12 protein-coding genes and 1 tRNA gene are annotated in these 16,496 nt (G+C 38.1%); 11 read left to right on the forward strand and 2 right to left on the reverse strand.

Annotated elements, in window-relative coordinates; translation table 11 throughout:
• Nucleotides 1-10 precede the first annotated feature (10 nt).
• The 11 genes from lgt (at nucleotide 11) to whiA (ending at nucleotide 15,382) form a co-directional block, all read left to right on the forward strand.
• A complete protein-coding gene (gene lgt / locus PECL_RS02535; RefSeq protein WP_014215031.1) occupies nucleotides 11-850 on the forward strand; it encodes a prolipoprotein diacylglyceryl transferase in 840 nt (279 codons plus the stop codon).
• A gap of 54 nt (nucleotides 851-904) precedes the next feature.
• On the forward strand, nucleotides 905-1,915 hold the full coding sequence (locus tag PECL_RS02540) for an NAD(P)H-dependent glycerol-3-phosphate dehydrogenase (RefSeq protein ID WP_014215032.1): 1,011 nt from the start codon (nucleotides 905-907) through the stop codon (nucleotides 1,913-1,915).
• A gap of 30 nt (nucleotides 1,916-1,945) precedes the next feature.
• Nucleotides 1,946-2,830, forward strand: a complete 885-nt coding sequence (gene galU, locus PECL_RS02545) for a UTP--glucose-1-phosphate uridylyltransferase GalU (RefSeq protein WP_014215033.1) — start codon at nucleotides 1,946-1,948, stop codon at nucleotides 2,828-2,830.
• 204 nt (nucleotides 2,831-3,034) lie between these two features.
• The gene (gene trxB / locus PECL_RS02550) at nucleotides 3,035-3,973 is read left to right on the forward strand and encodes a thioredoxin-disulfide reductase (protein ID WP_014215034.1); all 939 of its coding nucleotides are present in this window, start codon (nucleotides 3,035-3,037) and stop codon (nucleotides 3,971-3,973) included.
• Between the two features lie 143 nt (nucleotides 3,974-4,116).
• On the forward strand, nucleotides 4,117-5,391 hold the full coding sequence (locus tag PECL_RS02555) for an APC family permease (protein ID WP_014215035.1): 1,275 nt from the start codon (nucleotides 4,117-4,119) through the stop codon (nucleotides 5,389-5,391).
• Nucleotides 5,392-5,503: 112 nt separating this feature from the next.
• Nucleotides 5,504-7,228, forward strand: a complete 1,725-nt coding sequence (locus PECL_RS02560) for a phospho-sugar mutase (RefSeq protein ID WP_014215036.1) — start codon at nucleotides 5,504-5,506, stop codon at nucleotides 7,226-7,228.
• Between the two features lie 320 nt (nucleotides 7,229-7,548).
• Complete coding sequence (gene uvrB, locus PECL_RS02565; RefSeq protein WP_014215037.1) at nucleotides 7,549-9,552, forward strand: excinuclease ABC subunit UvrB; 2,004 nt, start codon at nucleotides 7,549-7,551, stop codon at nucleotides 9,550-9,552.
• Nucleotides 9,553-9,562: 10 nt separating this feature from the next.
• Nucleotides 9,563-12,412, forward strand: a complete 2,850-nt coding sequence (uvrA, locus tag PECL_RS02570; RefSeq protein ID WP_014215038.1) for an excinuclease ABC subunit UvrA — start codon at nucleotides 9,563-9,565, stop codon at nucleotides 12,410-12,412.
• A gap of 144 nt (nucleotides 12,413-12,556) precedes the next feature.
• Nucleotides 12,557-13,444: an RNase adapter RapZ gene (gene rapZ, locus PECL_RS02575; RefSeq protein ID WP_014215039.1), complete on the forward strand. Its 888-nt coding sequence runs from the start codon at nucleotides 12,557-12,559 to the stop codon at nucleotides 13,442-13,444.
• A complete protein-coding gene (locus PECL_RS02580; RefSeq protein WP_041534570.1) occupies nucleotides 13,441-14,436 on the forward strand; it encodes a gluconeogenesis factor YvcK family protein in 996 nt (331 codons plus the stop codon). The genes rapZ and PECL_RS02580 overlap by 4 nt, the downstream gene beginning before the upstream one ends.
• A 16-nt stretch (nucleotides 14,437-14,452) precedes the next feature.
• Nucleotides 14,453-15,382, forward strand: coding sequence for a DNA-binding protein WhiA (whiA, locus tag PECL_RS02585; protein WP_014215041.1), 930 nt, complete (start codon nucleotides 14,453-14,455; stop codon nucleotides 15,380-15,382).
• Between the two features lie 161 nt (nucleotides 15,383-15,543).
• On the opposite strand, the gene clpP is transcribed toward whiA, so the two are convergent.
• A complete protein-coding gene (clpP, locus tag PECL_RS02590; RefSeq protein ID WP_014215042.1) occupies nucleotides 15,544-16,140 on the reverse strand; it encodes an ATP-dependent Clp endopeptidase proteolytic subunit ClpP in 597 nt (198 codons plus the stop codon).
• A gap of 279 nt (nucleotides 16,141-16,419) precedes the next feature.
• Nucleotides 16,420-16,491 (reverse strand) — tRNA-Arg (locus tag PECL_RS02600).
• Nucleotides 16,492-16,496: the final 5 nt, after the last annotated feature.

The raw sequence follows: 16,496 nt of genomic DNA on the forward strand, positions 1-16,496 counted from the left end.
GTTGAGATAGTTGAATTTTATATTAGGTGCATTAAATCCAATCGCCTTCCATTTTGGAGGGCTTCAAGTACGATGGTATGGTGTGATAATTGCTTCGGCAGTTATTTTAGCAACATTGTTAGCAGTGCGGGAAGCAAAAAAAAGAAACATTAATCCTGATGATGTTTACGATATGATTTTATGGGCATTACCAGTTGCAATCATTTCAGCAAGAGCTTACTATGTCGCTTTTGAATGGAAATACTATAGTCAAAATCCTGGACAGATTATTCAGATTTGGGACGGAGGAATTGCAATTTATGGCTCGTTAATTGGAGCTGCAATTGTGGTTATTATCTTCTGTCGGTCACGTTGGATTCCAACTTGGTTAATGTTAGATGTAGCGGCTCCGGTTTTAATAATGGCTCAAGGAATTGGACGCTGGGGTAATTTCATGAATCAAGAAGCATTTGGTCGTGTTACAAATTTGGCGTTTTTGCAATCACTACATTTACCAGAATTTATTATTCATCAGATGTACATTCAAGGTGCTTATCGGCAGCCAACTTTCCTATATGAATCGGTTTGGGATATAAGTGGATTTATTATCTTAATCCTCTTGCGGCACATACCAAAGCTCTTTAAACAGGGTGAAGTTTTCCTACTATATGTTATCTGGTATTCGTTTGGACGTTTCTTCATCGAAGGAATGCGTACTGATAGTTTAATGTTGTTGGGTATAAGAGTCTCACAATGGTTATCAGTAATTTTATTTGTTGCGGCTATTATTATATGGGTTACAAGGAGAAGGAGTGGGAACGTTCCCTACTACCTTGACGGGAATCGTTTTAATAGCTCTACGCTTGAGTAAATTCATAAAGTATATAATAATAGATGTGTAATAAAAGTCTAAAAGGAGAACAAGATGACTCAAAAAATTGCAGTATTAGGTGCCGGATCATGGGGGAGTGTTTTAGCTAATTTGCTTGTAAAAAACGGAAATGATGTCGTTAACTGGACAAACATGGAAGAACAAGCAAAAGAATTAAATGAAAACCATACAAATCGTGCGTACATGCCTGATCTTACATATGATGACCGTTTGATTGCAACCACTGATTTGAAAATGGCCGCTCAGGATGCGGATGCCATTTTATTCGTCGTTCCAACTCAGGTAATGCGTTTGGTTGCGCAACAATTGGTGGATGTTTTGAAGAATTCTAAACAAAAGCCAATCATTATTCACGCAAGTAAAGGTCTTGAGTTAAATACCCACAAGCGTTTGTCACAAGTTCTTTCGGAAGAAATCCCAGCTGAATATCGTTCTTCAATGGTTGTTCTGTCTGGCCCAAGCCATGCAGAAGATGTTGCAAAGGATGATTTAACGCTTGTTACAGCCGCAAGTTCAAATATCAATGCTGCCCGAAAGGTTCAGTCATTGTTTATGAGCGAACATTTTAGGGTTTATACAAACGACGATATCGTTGGTGTTGAAATGGGTGCGGCGTTGAAAAATGTTATTGCGATTGGGGCAGGCGCACTTCATGGCCTTGGCTACGGAGACGATGCTAAGGCGGCTTTAATTACTCGTGGATTGGCTGAAATTTCACGATTGGGCGTGGCGTTTGGCGCTAAACCTCTAACATTTATGGGGTTATCCGGGGTAGGTGATTTAATCGTCACTGCCACAAGTGAACATTCTAGAAACTGGCGTGCGGGCAACGAGTTAGGACAAGGTATGTCACTAAAGGAAGTAACCAATACCATGGGAATGGTAATCGAAGGTGTGCCTTCAACTAAGGCTGCTTATGAGTTGGCTAAACAAAAGAAAATCGAAATGCCAATTACCGATGCAATTTATGATGTTCTCTATAATGACAAAAATATTAAAACAGTTATTAATGGCTTAATGGAACGAGAAGGAAAAGCCGAATAGTTTAAAATAAGAAAAGCGAGGTTTTTGATTATGGCAAAAATAAAGAAAGCAATTATTCCTGCAGCTGGTTTGGGTACAAGGTTCTTACCTGCAACTAAGGCATCTCCAAAGGAAATGCTACCTATCGTGGATAAACCAACCATTCAGTATATTGTTGAAGAAGCAAAAAAATCAGGTATTGAAGATATTTTAGTCGTCACAGGTAAAGGAAAGCGTGCGATTGAAGACCATTTTGATTCTGTTCCTGAACTTGAAGATAATTTAAGAAGCAAAGGTAAAGATAAAATGTTGAAATTGGTTGAAGAGACAACTGATATCAATCTATATTTTATTCGCCAAAGTCATCCCCGTGGACTTGGCGATGCCGTTTTAACTGCGAAAGCTTTCGTTGGTGACGAGCCTTTCGTTGTAATGCTTGGTGATGACTTGATGGAAGACAAAATTCCGCTGACCAAGCAACTGATTAATTCATACGAAGTAACTGGCGCTTCAACTCTTGCTGTTATGCCAGTACCACACAAGGAAGTTTCAAAATATGGTGTGATCGATCCTCAAGAAAAATTAAATGATAATTTATATAATGTTGCACGTTTTGTTGAGAAGCCGGCCGTTGAGGAAGCTCCAAGCGATTTAGCAATCATTGGACGATATGTTCTAACGCCTGAAATTTTTGATATTCTTGAACAACAGAAACCTGGCGAAGGTAATGAAATTCAGTTAACAGACGCGATTGATACTTTGAATAAGAGGCAACGGGTATTTGCTCATGTATTTAATGGTGATCGTTACGATGTTGGTAATAAATTTGGTTTCTTAAAGACTAATATCGAATTTGGGTTAAAGCACCCAGAGACTAAGGATGAATTAAAGGAATATATTATTCAACTTGGAAAAGATTTAGATAAAAAGAAGTAGAGTATATCCATCTCAATACAACTAAAGGTAGAATTTAGGCTAGTGAAGTTATTGTATAAATCACATCACGACTTAATTCTACTTTTTTGTTTGGATGGGCACTTAAATCTGGGTTTAATTCAGTTTTATTTTTGAGTTTAATCAATAGACAAGTTACATTAAGTAAGCGTATATTAGTATCATTATCGAATTGGAGGGGTCACCATGGCAAAAGAATATGACATTATTATAATTGGTGCTGGTCCTGCAGGAATGACAGCAGCACTGTATGCTTCTCGAGCTAACATGTCAGTTTTAATGTTGGATCGTGGAATTTACGGCGGACAAATGAATAATACTGCCTCAATTGAGAACTATCCAGGGTTTAAATCGATTTTGGGCCCAGATCTTGCTAAAGAAATGTATGATAGTTCCACTCAGTTTGGAGCAGAATATAGTTACGGCAGTGTAGAATCTGTTGTTAATGATGGTGACACTAAGACAATCACAACTGATATGGGTGATGAATTTATTACAAAAGTCCTAATCATCGGTACAGGTTCTGAATATAAAAAGCTAGGAGTTCCTGGTGAAGAAGACTTTAGTGGACGTGGCGTTTCATACTGTGCAGTTTGTGATGGTGCCTTCTTTAAAGGAATGCATTTAGTAGTAATTGGCGGTGGTGATTCAGCAATTGAAGAAGGAATTTATCTTACTCAATTAGCCTCGAAGGTTACTGTTATTCATCGACGTGATCAACTACGTGCACAAAAAATAACTCAACAACGTGCTTTTGACAACGATAAAATGGAATTCGTTTGGAACAGTAATGTGACTGAGATTGTTGGCGATGACAAGGTTGAAGGAGTTAAAGTTAACAATAACAAAACTGGCGAAGATAGTTTTATTGACGCATCTGGTGTATTTATTTACGTGGGTGTTCAACCAATGACTGCGCCGTTTAAGGGTCTTGGTATCTTAGATGAAGACGGATGGATTCCAACAGATGAATTAATGCACACTAAAGTTCCTGGCATATTTGCAGTCGGTGACGTTCGTAAGAAGAATCTTCGTCAAATTGCGACTGCGGTCGGCGAAGGTGGCACAGCAGCACAACAAGCTTTTGATTATATTCAAGAAATTAATAGTAAGCAAAACGTTTAAAAACATAACTTTATTAAGTTCAACGCTTGAAAGAGCGCACTTAATAAAGTTTTTTTGTTATCATACAATAGTGTTATGAGAACGTTTTTTTGAAGAATTATGGTACTATTTATTTGAAAAATAAATATTTTTGGGGTGTAAGTATGGCTAGTAATACTGGAAAAATGGGATTTTGGTCTGTCTTCTTTTTAGGTGTAAATGGCATTATTGGATCTGGGATTTTTTTGCTACCGGGAAATATGTATAAATTAACAGGTAATAACAGTATTTGGTTAGTTGCACTTGCGGGACTTTCTGCTTTGACAATTGCGCTCTGTTTTGCGGATATGGCGAGTCGTTTTACTGGTAACGGGGCTGCTTGGCTATATACCTACAATGCATTTGGCCGTTTTCCAGGATTTGAAATTGGTTTCTTCTCTTGGATACAAGGTGTAATAACGATTGCAGCAGAGGTTGCCGCATTTTTAAGTGTGCTGAGAGAAGTTGTTCCAGCTGCTAATAGCGTGATGGTCTACAACATAATTGGAACGTTACTTATAGTGGGACTAGCCGTATTAAACTTATTAGGTCCTAAGTTTTCTGATTGGTCGGATAATGTAGCGACTGTGATGAAGATGCTAGTTTTAGCGGTTTTTATAATTATTGGTATTTGGAGTATAAAGAGTATTAACTTTTCGAAAAGTGGTGTGTATCCGATTGGCAATTATAATAATGCTTTTAATATAATTTTCTATATGTTTTCTGGATTTTCCTTTTTGCCAATTGCAGCAAGTGATATGAAAAATTCCGAAAAGAATTTACCACGAGCTTTAATATCAGTGATTATCACGGTAACTGCAATCTACGCTCTTACACAATTTGTAGCAATCGGTGTTTTGGGAACAAAAATCATGAGTAGTAATACACCTTTGGCGTTGGCACTCGCCGTTGCTTTAGGCCCTGTGGGTAAATTATTGATTGTTGGCGGTATGTTAATATCAATTTTGGGTGTAGCTATCTCTGTTTCGTTTAGTACTCCCTTTGTTGCATCTTCGCTAGCAAATGAACACCAATTATTACCGAGTATTCTTGGAATAAAAACGAAGGAGGGTACGCCTTGGGTTGCAATCGCTATAACTTCGGGTCTAAGCATCTTATTGTTACTAAGCGGTAGCTATTTATTTTTGGTATCCAGTGTTGTAGTTGTTTCATTAATTCAGTACATTGCTACGTCACTTGCAACGATCAAAATTCAGCGTGTTGACAAATCCGACAAAGACGGATGGCGTTTGCCAGGAGGAATGACGATTCCAATTATAGCAATTTTACTATGTTTATATATTTTTTCTGGAATAACTTTTAAAGTTGTTATTTTTGGTATTGTTAGTGCTTTATTGGGGATTATACTTTATGCTCTCGATGATCATAAAGCTAAATAAATTGAACTAATCCGAATTTATTATTAAGTGCCTTAATTATAAAATTTAAAACTTCTCGCCCGTTCTTCAGTAGTGTATACTTAGGTCATAATAAGGTTTGGAGGCGCTTAAATTGAGTTGGAAAGACACAATGGAACTATGGCAGAATTACGATGAGTTGGATCCCAAGTTGAAGGGTGAGTTAGCTGAATTATCTCAAGATCCTGAAGCTGCGGAAGAAGCTTTTTACGCTCCAATGGAATTTGGAACGGCCGGGATGCGTGGGGTTATGGGACCAGGTATTAACAGAATGAATATTTACACGGTTCGTCAGGCCACGGAAGGCTTAGCTCAGTTTATGGATACTCTACCTCAAGCTGAACAACAACAAGGGGTTGCAATTAGTTTCGATTCCCGATATCACTCAAAAGAGTTTGCTCTTGAAGCCGCTGGTGTACTTGGTGAACACGGAATTCCAAGTTTTGTGTTTGATGATATTCGTCCAACACCAGAGTTATCTTATGCTGTTAGAGAGTTAGGGACTTATGCGGGGGTCATGATTACCGCTAGTCATAATCCTAAACAATATAATGGATACAAAATTTACGGTCCAGATGGTGGTCAGATGCCACCAGAAGAATCGGATCGCATTACAGGCTACATTCGAAAAGTAACAGATATTTTTGCTGTTAAATCAATGACACAAGAAAAATTACGGGCAAGGGGATTGATGTCCTTAATTGGCGAAGATGTTGACTTGAAATATTTGTCAGAAATCAAAAAGGTTTCATTGAATCATGAATTAATTAAAAAATTCGGTGCTAACATGAAGTTGATTTATTCACCACTTCACGGAACTGGTAAAGTAATCGGAAGTCGTGCATTGCAGAATGCGGGCTTCACAGATTACACAATGGTTCCGGAACAGGCGATTTCTGATCCAGAGTTTGCTACAGTTCCTTTTCCAAACCCAGAATTTGCCCAGGCTTTTGACTTAGCAATTGAACTAGGTAAGAAGCAAGACGCAGATTTGTTGATTGCAACCGATCCTGACGCTGATCGATTGGGGGCAGCAGTTCGTTTGCCTAATGGGGAGTATAAACTCCTGACAGGAAACCAGATTGCCGCTTTAATGTTAGATTATGTGTTAACTGCGCATGAACAAGCTGGTGATTTACCAAAGAATGCAGTTGCGGTTAAATCAATTGTATCAAGCGAATTTGCAACACGAATTGCTGAAGGACACCATGCTAAGATGATTGATGTCCTGACTGGATTTAAGTTTATCGCTGATCAAATTAAGAACTTTGAAGAAACTGGTGAACATACCTTTATGTTTGGTTTTGAGGAAAGCTATGGTTATCTTGTTCGTCCGTTTGTTAGGGATAAAGATGCTATTCAAGGTATCGTTTTACTTGCTGAAATAGCTGCATATTATCAAAGCAAAGGTCAAACCTTATACGATGGATTACAAAGCCTATTTGCAACTTATGGCTATCATGAAGAAAAAACAATTTCCAAAGATTTTCCGGGAGTTGATGGTAAAGAAAAAATGGATGCAATTATGAACCAATTCCGTTCAGAACATCCAACTGCGTTTGCTGGATATCAGGTTGTTAATTCACAAGATTTTGAAACTAGTGTTCAAGTTAATAAAGAGGGCAAAGAAAGCAAAATTGATTTGCCACAATCCAATGTGCTTAAATACACGTTAGATGATGGGACTTGGATTGCAATTCGTCCTTCAGGAACGGAGCCTAAGATTAAATTCTATGTGGGTACTGTTGGAGAAAGTGAAGAAGATGCCCTTAAAAAGGTTGATTTGTTTGAAGACAGCATTGATAAATTAGTAAAATAAATTAAAATATTTGATGTTAAAGCGGTAGTAAACTTGCGGGAAAATGCCCATCCAAGTTTGCTATCGCTTTCTCTTTTTTAAGCAACCTTTGAAGATGGCGAAAGTATGTTCGGTGTGATAGAATGTGTATAGATTTTTGATAGTGGCCAATTTAGATAGAAGTTAAGTGATGGGATTAACGTTAAGCGACGAATGATTATGAAATAAAAATCATTCGTCGTTCCCTTCTAGAGCAGATTATTAACTTTTTGATTAAGTGTAATTTAGACTGAAGAGAACTTAAATTTATTCTGGCTAAAAAAGTGGGGGGTATCGTATTAATGATTGAACGTGAGGATGATCGAAAGTTTCAATTAGTTTCAAAGTATAAGCCTACCGGGGATCAGCCCAAAGCAATAGAGGAACTAGTTAATGGACTTAATAAGGGTGAAAAGGAACAAATTTTGCTTGGCGCGACGGGAACGGGTAAGACTTTTACGATTTCTAATGTTATCCAACAGGTTAATCGACCAACCTTGGTGCTTTCACATAATAAAACATTGGCGGGGCAGTTGTACGGAGAATTTAAACAGTTTTTTCCCAACAATGCCGTTGAATATTTTGTTAGTTATTATGATTACTATCAACCGGAAGCATACGTTCCGTCCAGTGATACTTATATTGAGAAGGATTCATCAATTAATGATGAGATTGATGAATTACGTCACTCGGCAACTAGTTCTTTACTTGAGAGAAATGACGTTATTGTTGTGGCTTCTGTCTCAAGTATCTTTGGGTTGGGTGATCCACGAGAATATCGGGACCATGCTGTATCAATTCGAGTAGGCCAGGAGATTGGTAGGGATCAATTGCTTCGTCAGTTAGTTGATATTCAGTATGATCGTAATGATATTGATTTTCAACGTGGACGTTTTCGAGTGCACGGAGACGTTGTTGAGATTTTTCCAGCTGCAAGTGAAGCACATTCGATTCGTGTTGAGTTTTTTGGTGATGAGATTGATAGAATGCGGGAAGTTGATGCATTAACTGGTGAAATCATTGGGGATCGCGATCATATTACGGTTTTCCCCGCAACCCATTTCATGACTAATGAAGAGCGAATGGAAACAGCTATTAAGGGTATTGAAGATGAACTAAAAGTTAGATTAGATGAACTTGAAAAAGATGGGAAACTATTGGAGGCCCAAAGGTTAAAACAACGCACAACCTATGATTTAGAAATGTTACGTGAGATGGGGTATACCAGTGGCATCGAAAATTATTCACGCCATATGGACGGACGGAAACCGGGTGAACCACCATACACTCTATTAGACTTCTTCCCCGATGATTTTCTAGTCGTTGTGGATGAGTCACATGTTACGATGCCCCAGATTCGTGGAATGTACAATGGCGACAGAGCACGAAAACAACAGCTTGTTGATTATGGATTCAGGCTACCAAGCGCGCTGGATAATCGACCATTACGATTAGAAGAATTTGAGAAACATGTTAACCAGATTATATATATGTCGGCCACTCCAGGCGATTATGAGCAAGAACGTACGGATGATGTGGTTCAGCAAATTATTCGCCCAACTGGATTGTTGGATCCGATAATTGAAGTTCGACCGATTATGGGCCAAATGGATGACCTGCTAGGAGAAATAAACCAGCGTGCCGAGAAAAATGAACGTGTTTTTGTGACAACTTTAACAAAAAAGATGGCAGAAGATTTAACCGATTATCTGAAGGAAATGGGTGTAAAAGTTGCCTACTTACACAGTGATATTAAGACACTTGAAAGAACTAGAATTATTAGGGATCTCCGAACTGGGAAATACGATGTGTTAGTTGGAATTAATCTTCTACGTGAAGGAATTGATGTTCCAGAAGTTTCACTTGTGGCCATTTTAGACGCTGACAAGGAAGGATTTCTGCGTAATACTCGTTCTATGATTCAGGTTGCGGGAAGATCTGCCCGTAATGAAAATGGACATGTAATAATGTACGCTGATCGGGTTACTCGTTCAATGCAGGAAACAATTGATGAGACTGCACGTCGTCGGAGTATTCAGGAAGCATATAATGAAGAACACGGTATAACTCCGCATACAATTCAAAAATCGATTGGCGAACTAATCTCATCGACGAAGTCTGATGAAAATAAGGGTAAAAAGGACGACTTTTTGGATGTAGACTTCGCTGATATGAACAGGGAAGATCAGAGTAATATGATTGAGAACCTGGAAGACCAAATGCGAGCAGCTGCCAAGAAATTAGATTTTGAAAAAGCTGCTAATTTAAGAGATACCGTGTTGGAACTAAAGTCACAAATCGGGTAGGAGAATTAGGTTGGCAAACGATAAAATAGTTATTCATGGGGCAAGATCTCATAATTTAAAAGATATTGATGTAACAATTCCAAGGAATAAGATGGTTGTCGTAACTGGATTATCTGGGTCGGGTAAGAGCTCACTAGCTTTTGATACACTGTATGCTGAAGGACAACGACGATATGTAGAAAGTTTATCAGCATATGCACGTCAGTTTTTAGGACAAATGGATAAACCAGATGTGGATTCAATCGATGGACTTAGTCCTGCCATTTCAATTGATCAAAAAACAACTTCCAAGAATCCTCGTTCAACAGTGGGGACGGTTACGGAAATTAATGATTATCTTCGTCTCTTATGGGCGAGAGTTGGACATCCAATTTGTCCTAACGACGGCACGGAGATTACGAGTCAAACTGTTGAACAAATGGTTGATCGTGTATTAGCACTGGAAGAACGTACTCGCATCCAAATTATGTCACCAATTATTCGTGGAAAAAAGGGACAACACAAAAAAGTTTTTGAAAAGGTTAAGCGGGAAGGCTTTGTTAGAGTACAAGTTGACGGGGAAACATATGATGTTGACGAAGTTCCTGATCTAAATAAGAATCAAGCGCATACTATCGATGTAGTAGTTGACCGTGTTGTGGTAAAGGATGGAATACGTTCCCGGCTATTTGACTCTTTTGAAGCTGCCTTACGATTAAGCGACGGTTATGCGACGGCAGATATTTTAGATGGTGAACCGATTCTTTTTTCTGAACATTATTCTTGCCCTATTTGTGGTTTTACGGTTGGTGAGTTAGAGCCAAGATTGTTCTCATTTAATGCACCATTTGGGGCATGCCCAGATTGTGATGGGTTGGGTGTGAAGTTAGAAGTAGATACAGATTTAGTTGTACCAGACCCAAGCTTAACGTTACGCAAAGGAGCAATTGCACCTTGGAATCCTATTAGTTCACAATATTATCCATCTATGCTTGAACAAGCAGCTGAGAGTTTTGGAATTGATATGGATGTTCCCTTTGAGAATTTAAAAAAGTCAGAACAAGATATTGTTTTGTATGGTTCACAGGGTAAAAAATTTCATTTTCATTATGAAAATGATTTTGGCGGTGTGCGTGATGTCGATGCGGAGTTTGAAGGGGTTGTGAGTAACGTTAACAGGCGTTATGCTGAGACCAATAGCGACTTTACAAGGGACCAAATGCGACTATACATGCGTGAATTGACTTGTCAAACTTGTCATGGGTATCGTTTAAATCGTCAAGCACTTTCCGTAAAAATTGCTGGAAAGCATATTGGTGAGGTTTCTGAATTACCTGTTGATGAGAGCATTTTATTTTTTAAGGGTGTTGAATTATCAGATCAAGAATCACAAATTGCAGCTCCTGTACTGAAAGAAATCAATGATCGTTTAACGTTTTTAGGTAATGTTGGATTAGATTACTTAACGTTGAGCAGGTCAGCACGTACACTATCTGGTGGTGAGGCTCAACGAATTCGTTTAGCAACGCAGATTGGTTCGAATTTGTCTGGTGTACTTTATATTTTAGATGAACCTTCAATTGGGTTACATCAGCGTGATAATGATCGTCTAATTAGTTCCCTCAAAAAAATGCGTGATTTGGGGAATACATTAGTAATTGTTGAGCATGATGAAGATACCATGTTGGCATCTGATTATTTAATTGATATTGGGCCTGGTGCTGGTGAAAATGGGGGTCAAGTAATGGCTGCGGGAACTCCAAAGCAGGTTATGCGGTCAACAAAATCATTAACGGGACAGTATTTAGCTGGCAAGAAGTTTATACCGTTTAGTCCTGATAGGCGGAGTGGCAATGGTAAAAAAATAAGATTGACTGGTGCTAGTGAAAATAACTTAAAGAACGTAAGTGTTGATTTCCCACTGGGCGAATTCATTGCAGTTACTGGAGTGTCTGGGTCAGGTAAGTCTACTTTAGTAAATATGGTATTAAAAAGGGCTTTAGCTCAAAAACTTAACAATAATTCTGAAAAACCTGGCAAGTTTAAAAAAATTACTGGTGTTGAAAATATTGAGAAAGTTATCAATATTGATCAAACTCCGATTGGTAGAACGCCTCGAAGCAATCCTGCGACATATACCAGTGTTTTTGACGATATAAGAGGTCTTTTTGCACAAACGAATGAGGCAAAATTAAGGGGATACACTAAGGGTCGCTTTAGTTTCAACGTAAAAGGTGGACGATGTGAGGCCTGTAAAGGTGATGGAATCCTTAAGATCGAGATGAACTTTTTACCAGATGTTTACGTGCCTTGCGAAGTCTGTCATGGGCAGCGCTATAACTCTGAGACCCTCGAGGTTAAGTATAAGGGGAAGAACATTGCTGAAGTACTGAATATGACAGTTGAAGAAGCAGCCAAGTATTTTGAAGCAATTCCGAAGATCGCCCGTAAGTTACAAACTATTATTGATGTCGGTTTAGGATACGTTCATTTGGGACAATCGGCTACAACTTTATCTGGTGGGGAAGCTCAACGAATGAAGTTAGCTGCCGAGTTGCATAAGAAAGCCAATGGACGCAATTTCTATATTCTTGATGAACCGACTACTGGACTGCATACCGATGATATTAAACGCTTATTGGATGTACTACAACGATTGGTTGATAATGGAAATACCGTATTAGTAATTGAACATAACCTGGACGTGATTAAAACGGCAGACCATTTAATCGATCTCGGACCTGAGGGAGGAGCTGGTGGCGGTGAAATTATTGCGACCGGGACTCCTGAAGATATCGCTAAGGCTTCCAACAGTTACACGGGACAGTATCTTAAACCAATTTTGGAGAGAGATTTAAACCGTATGAAAAAAATTAAATAAAATAATTATTGAAATGAACGCTTATAGATTATATTAAAAATCTTGGGGGTTCATTTTATTTTAAATGGTTTTAAAATTTTGAAAAGAAAAAAGAAACACCCGGGTGTGATATAATATGGAAAGGATTTACGAGGGGGAAATGAAATGGCAAAAAATTTACAGTTGGTAATCGTGACTGGAATGAGTGGTGCTGGAAAAACAGTAACCATGCAGAGCTTTGAAGATCTTGGATACTTTGTAGTTGATAACATGCCGCCAGCCTTACTACCGAAGTTTTTTGAATTGATAACCGAGGCTGGAAATATTGAAAAAGTGGCCCTAGTTGTAGATTTAAGGTCCCGTACGTTTTATGACCAACTCCTTTCAATGCTTACTGGCGATCGTCGTTTCGGGCAGGATGTCGATACAGAAATCCTATTCCTTGATGCTTCTGATGAAGAATTGATTGCTCGTTATAAAGAAACAAGGCGTGCTCATCCGTTGGCAATGGACGGACGAATCGCAGACGGTGTTCGAAAAGAACGTGAATTATTAGCGCCTCTAAAAACCGATTCACAATTTATTATTGATACGACAAAGATGACACCACGCGAATTACGTGAAAAAATTTTTGCTCATTTCTCAGATAATAAAACTGCTAAGTTTCATGTAGAAATTTTATCTTTCGGTTATAAGTATGGGCTTCCAATTGATGCTGATATTGTAATGGACGTAAGATTTTTGCCAAATCCTTACTATATTCCTGAGTTAAGAAATCATACTGGAATGGATAAAGATGTTTATGATTACGTAATGAATCAGCCAGCAACTGCCAAGTTTTATGAACATTTTATTGCATTACTCAAAGAGACACTTCCTGGATACGAAAAAGAAGGGAAATCTAATTTAACGATTGCAATTGGTTGTACAGGTGGACAACATCGTTCGGTAGCAATTGCCGAAAGGCTAGGCAGTGATTTGAAGGATATATATCCTACTCATGTTCAACACAGGGATGCGTTGAAGCGAAAGGAAACGGTAAACCGCTCATGATAATGGGGAAGAGGCCGAAAATAGTTGTAATTGGTGGAGGTACTGGGTTGCCAGTCGTCCTTAATGGATTACACAAGAAAAATGCTGACATAACAGCCATCGTGACCGTTGCAGATGACGGGGGTTCGTCTGGAATCATTCGAGATTATGTGAACGTTGTTCCGCCAGGGGATATTCGAAACGTAATGGTTGCATTGTCAGATTCTTCGAGTACCTTTAAAGATATTTTTCAATATCGGTTTAATAGTAATGACAGTTTTCTATCAGGTCATGCGATTGGAAATCTTATCATTGCTGCGCTATCAGAAATGAAGGGTGGCATTGGTGCTGCTATTCAAGAATTGTCAGAAATGATGGAAGTTAAGGGAAATGTTTTTCCTGCAAGCGATGAGCCACTTGTATTGCATGCCGAGTTCACAGATGGGACGCAACTTGCTGGTGAAGCGGAAATCACAGCTGCACATAAGACAATTCAGCGTATTTGGGTTGAAACCAATCCGTGGAGTGAAGTAAAGAAACCTAAAGCCATCAAAGGTGCTGTTCAAGCAATTTTAGAGGCCGATCAAATTATTTTAGGACCAGGTAGTTTATATACTAGTATTTTACCTAATTTGATGATTGACGATATTGGTCAAGCTGTTTTGAAAACTAATGCTGAGATTGTATATATCTGTAATATTATGACTCAAAAAGGTGAAACAATTGGATTTTCAGATGCTGATCATGTTCGCACCTTGAATAGACATTTGGGGAAAAATTTTGTTGATACTGTCCTTGTTAATACGAAAATTGTACCAGAAGATTATATGGATTTTCATCGTTATGACGAAGTTTCTAAACAAGTCACACATGATTTTAATGGCTTGCGCAAAATGGGATGTCGAGTTATTTCCGAGGACTTTTTGTTGTTAAGAGATGGTGGGGCCTTCCATAATGGAACACAAGTAGTAGAAGAATTGATGAATATTTGTAGTAATCCAAAGCGAAAATAAAAGGGAGGTGAGCGATTTGTCATATGCTAGTGAAGTAAAAAAGGAATTAACTGGTCTAGAAGTTCATAAGGGGAATGCTAAGGCTGAGCTAATGGCGTTAATCCGCATGAATGGATCGATTGGGATTTCAAATCGAGATTTAATTTTGAATATCCAAACAGAAAATCCTGCTATTGCACGACGAATTTATTCACTTTTAAAAGAATTCTATCAAATTGATGCTGAGTTAAGCGTGCGCCGCAAGATGAAGTTGAAAAAGAATAACGTTTACGTTGTTCGGTTGCGTAGCGGGGTTAAAGAATTATTAAAAGATCTTGATATTTTAGAAGATGATTTTCAAATTAATGAGATGGTTCCAGATGGAGTACTCACTTCTGAAGCAGAAATACGTTCCTATTTGCGAGGCGCTTTTTTAGCTGGGGGTTCTGTTAATAATCCTGAAACAAGTCGTTATCACCTTGAAATTTATTCACTTTACGAATCACATAATGATATGATCGCAAAATGGATAAATAAGCATGACTTGAATGCTAGAACTACTGAACGAAGAAGTGGTTATATAACTTATTTGAAGGAAGCAGAGCATATTGCCGATTTTTTACAATTAATTGGCGCAACAACGGCTATGCTCAAATTTGAAGATATGCGAATCATGCGCGATATGAGAAATTCAGTTAATCGTTTAGTTAATTGTGAAACTGCCAACTTAAATAAAGTAGCCAACGCTTCAATGAAGCAGATCGACAATATTGAATTTATTGATGATCAGGTTGGATTAGGTGAATTACCACCTAAATTGCGTGAAGTTGCTGAGGCTAGATTAGCGCATAAAGAGGTTAGTTTAAAAGAACTTGGCGAGTTAGTTCCAGGAGGGCCTATTTCAAAGTCTGGTATTAATCATAGATTGCGAAAAATAAATCAACTCGCGGAACAATTACGAGCATAACTAAAAAATATGTAGAAGAAAATGAGTCTTAAATGATGAGGATTAGCTATCATTTGAGACTCATTTTAATTTTATAATACTTAATGTTTTCTTGCGTATTGTTGAGAATCAGACTGGACATAAAAAAACACGGCAGAAGTCTGTCGTGTTTTAGAGAAACTCTATTTACTGATTTCAGAATTATTTTCCATAATACCATCAATCAAACCATAATCAACTGCATCTTGTGCAGTAAGATAATTATCGCGCTCAGTATCACGGTTAACAGTTTCAAAAGGTTGACCAGAATTTTCAGCTAAAATATGATTCAACTCTTTACGAGTTTTCAAAATCTGTTCGGCTGCAATTTCAATTTCCGTCTGTTGACCTTGTGCACCGCCAGAAGGCTGATGGATCATTACTTCTGAATGAGGAAGTGCAAAACGTTTCCCCTTAGTACCAGAAGAAGCAAGCACACTAGCCATAGAAGCTGCCATACCCATAACGATGGTTTGTACATCTGACTTGATAAAGCGCATTGTATCATAAATTGCAAGACCAGAAGTTACAACACCACCAGGTGAGTTAATGTAAAGGTAAATATCTTTTTCAGAATCTTGTGCGTCCAAGAATAATAGTTGGGCAATGATTGAGTTTGCTAAATCGTCATCAATCGCACCTGATAACATGATGATACGATCTTTTAGTAAGCGTGAATAAATGTCATAAGCACGTTCGCCACGTGATGATTGTTCAATAACTGTTGGGACCAAGTTCATAACTTAGTTGCCTCCTTTTTTAAACGAAAAATTATCTGTTAGATAACTAACATGATGATAGTGTAAAACAAAGGTCAAAAAAGGTCAAATGTTTTTGCTTATTTTTTGAAACAAAGTAGAAACATAGGTAGAATTATAACTAAGCAATGTAGTTGTAATTGTAAAAATAATTAATGCTATAATGGCAGCGGATACAATTGGCAAAAGCTTGAGAAAGTAAAAAGGCATTCCAAAAATTGAAATACCCCTTAAATAAAAATGTTTAGATTTTATGTAATATGCGCCATGTGGGAGTCGAACCCACAGCTCGAGAACCGGAATCTCACGTGCTATCCATTACACTAACGGCGCAAGTA

It is taken from the genome of Pediococcus claussenii ATCC BAA-344, from assembly GCF_000237995.1.
GTDB classification, from domain to species: domain Bacteria; phylum Bacillota; class Bacilli; order Lactobacillales; family Lactobacillaceae; genus Pediococcus; species Pediococcus claussenii.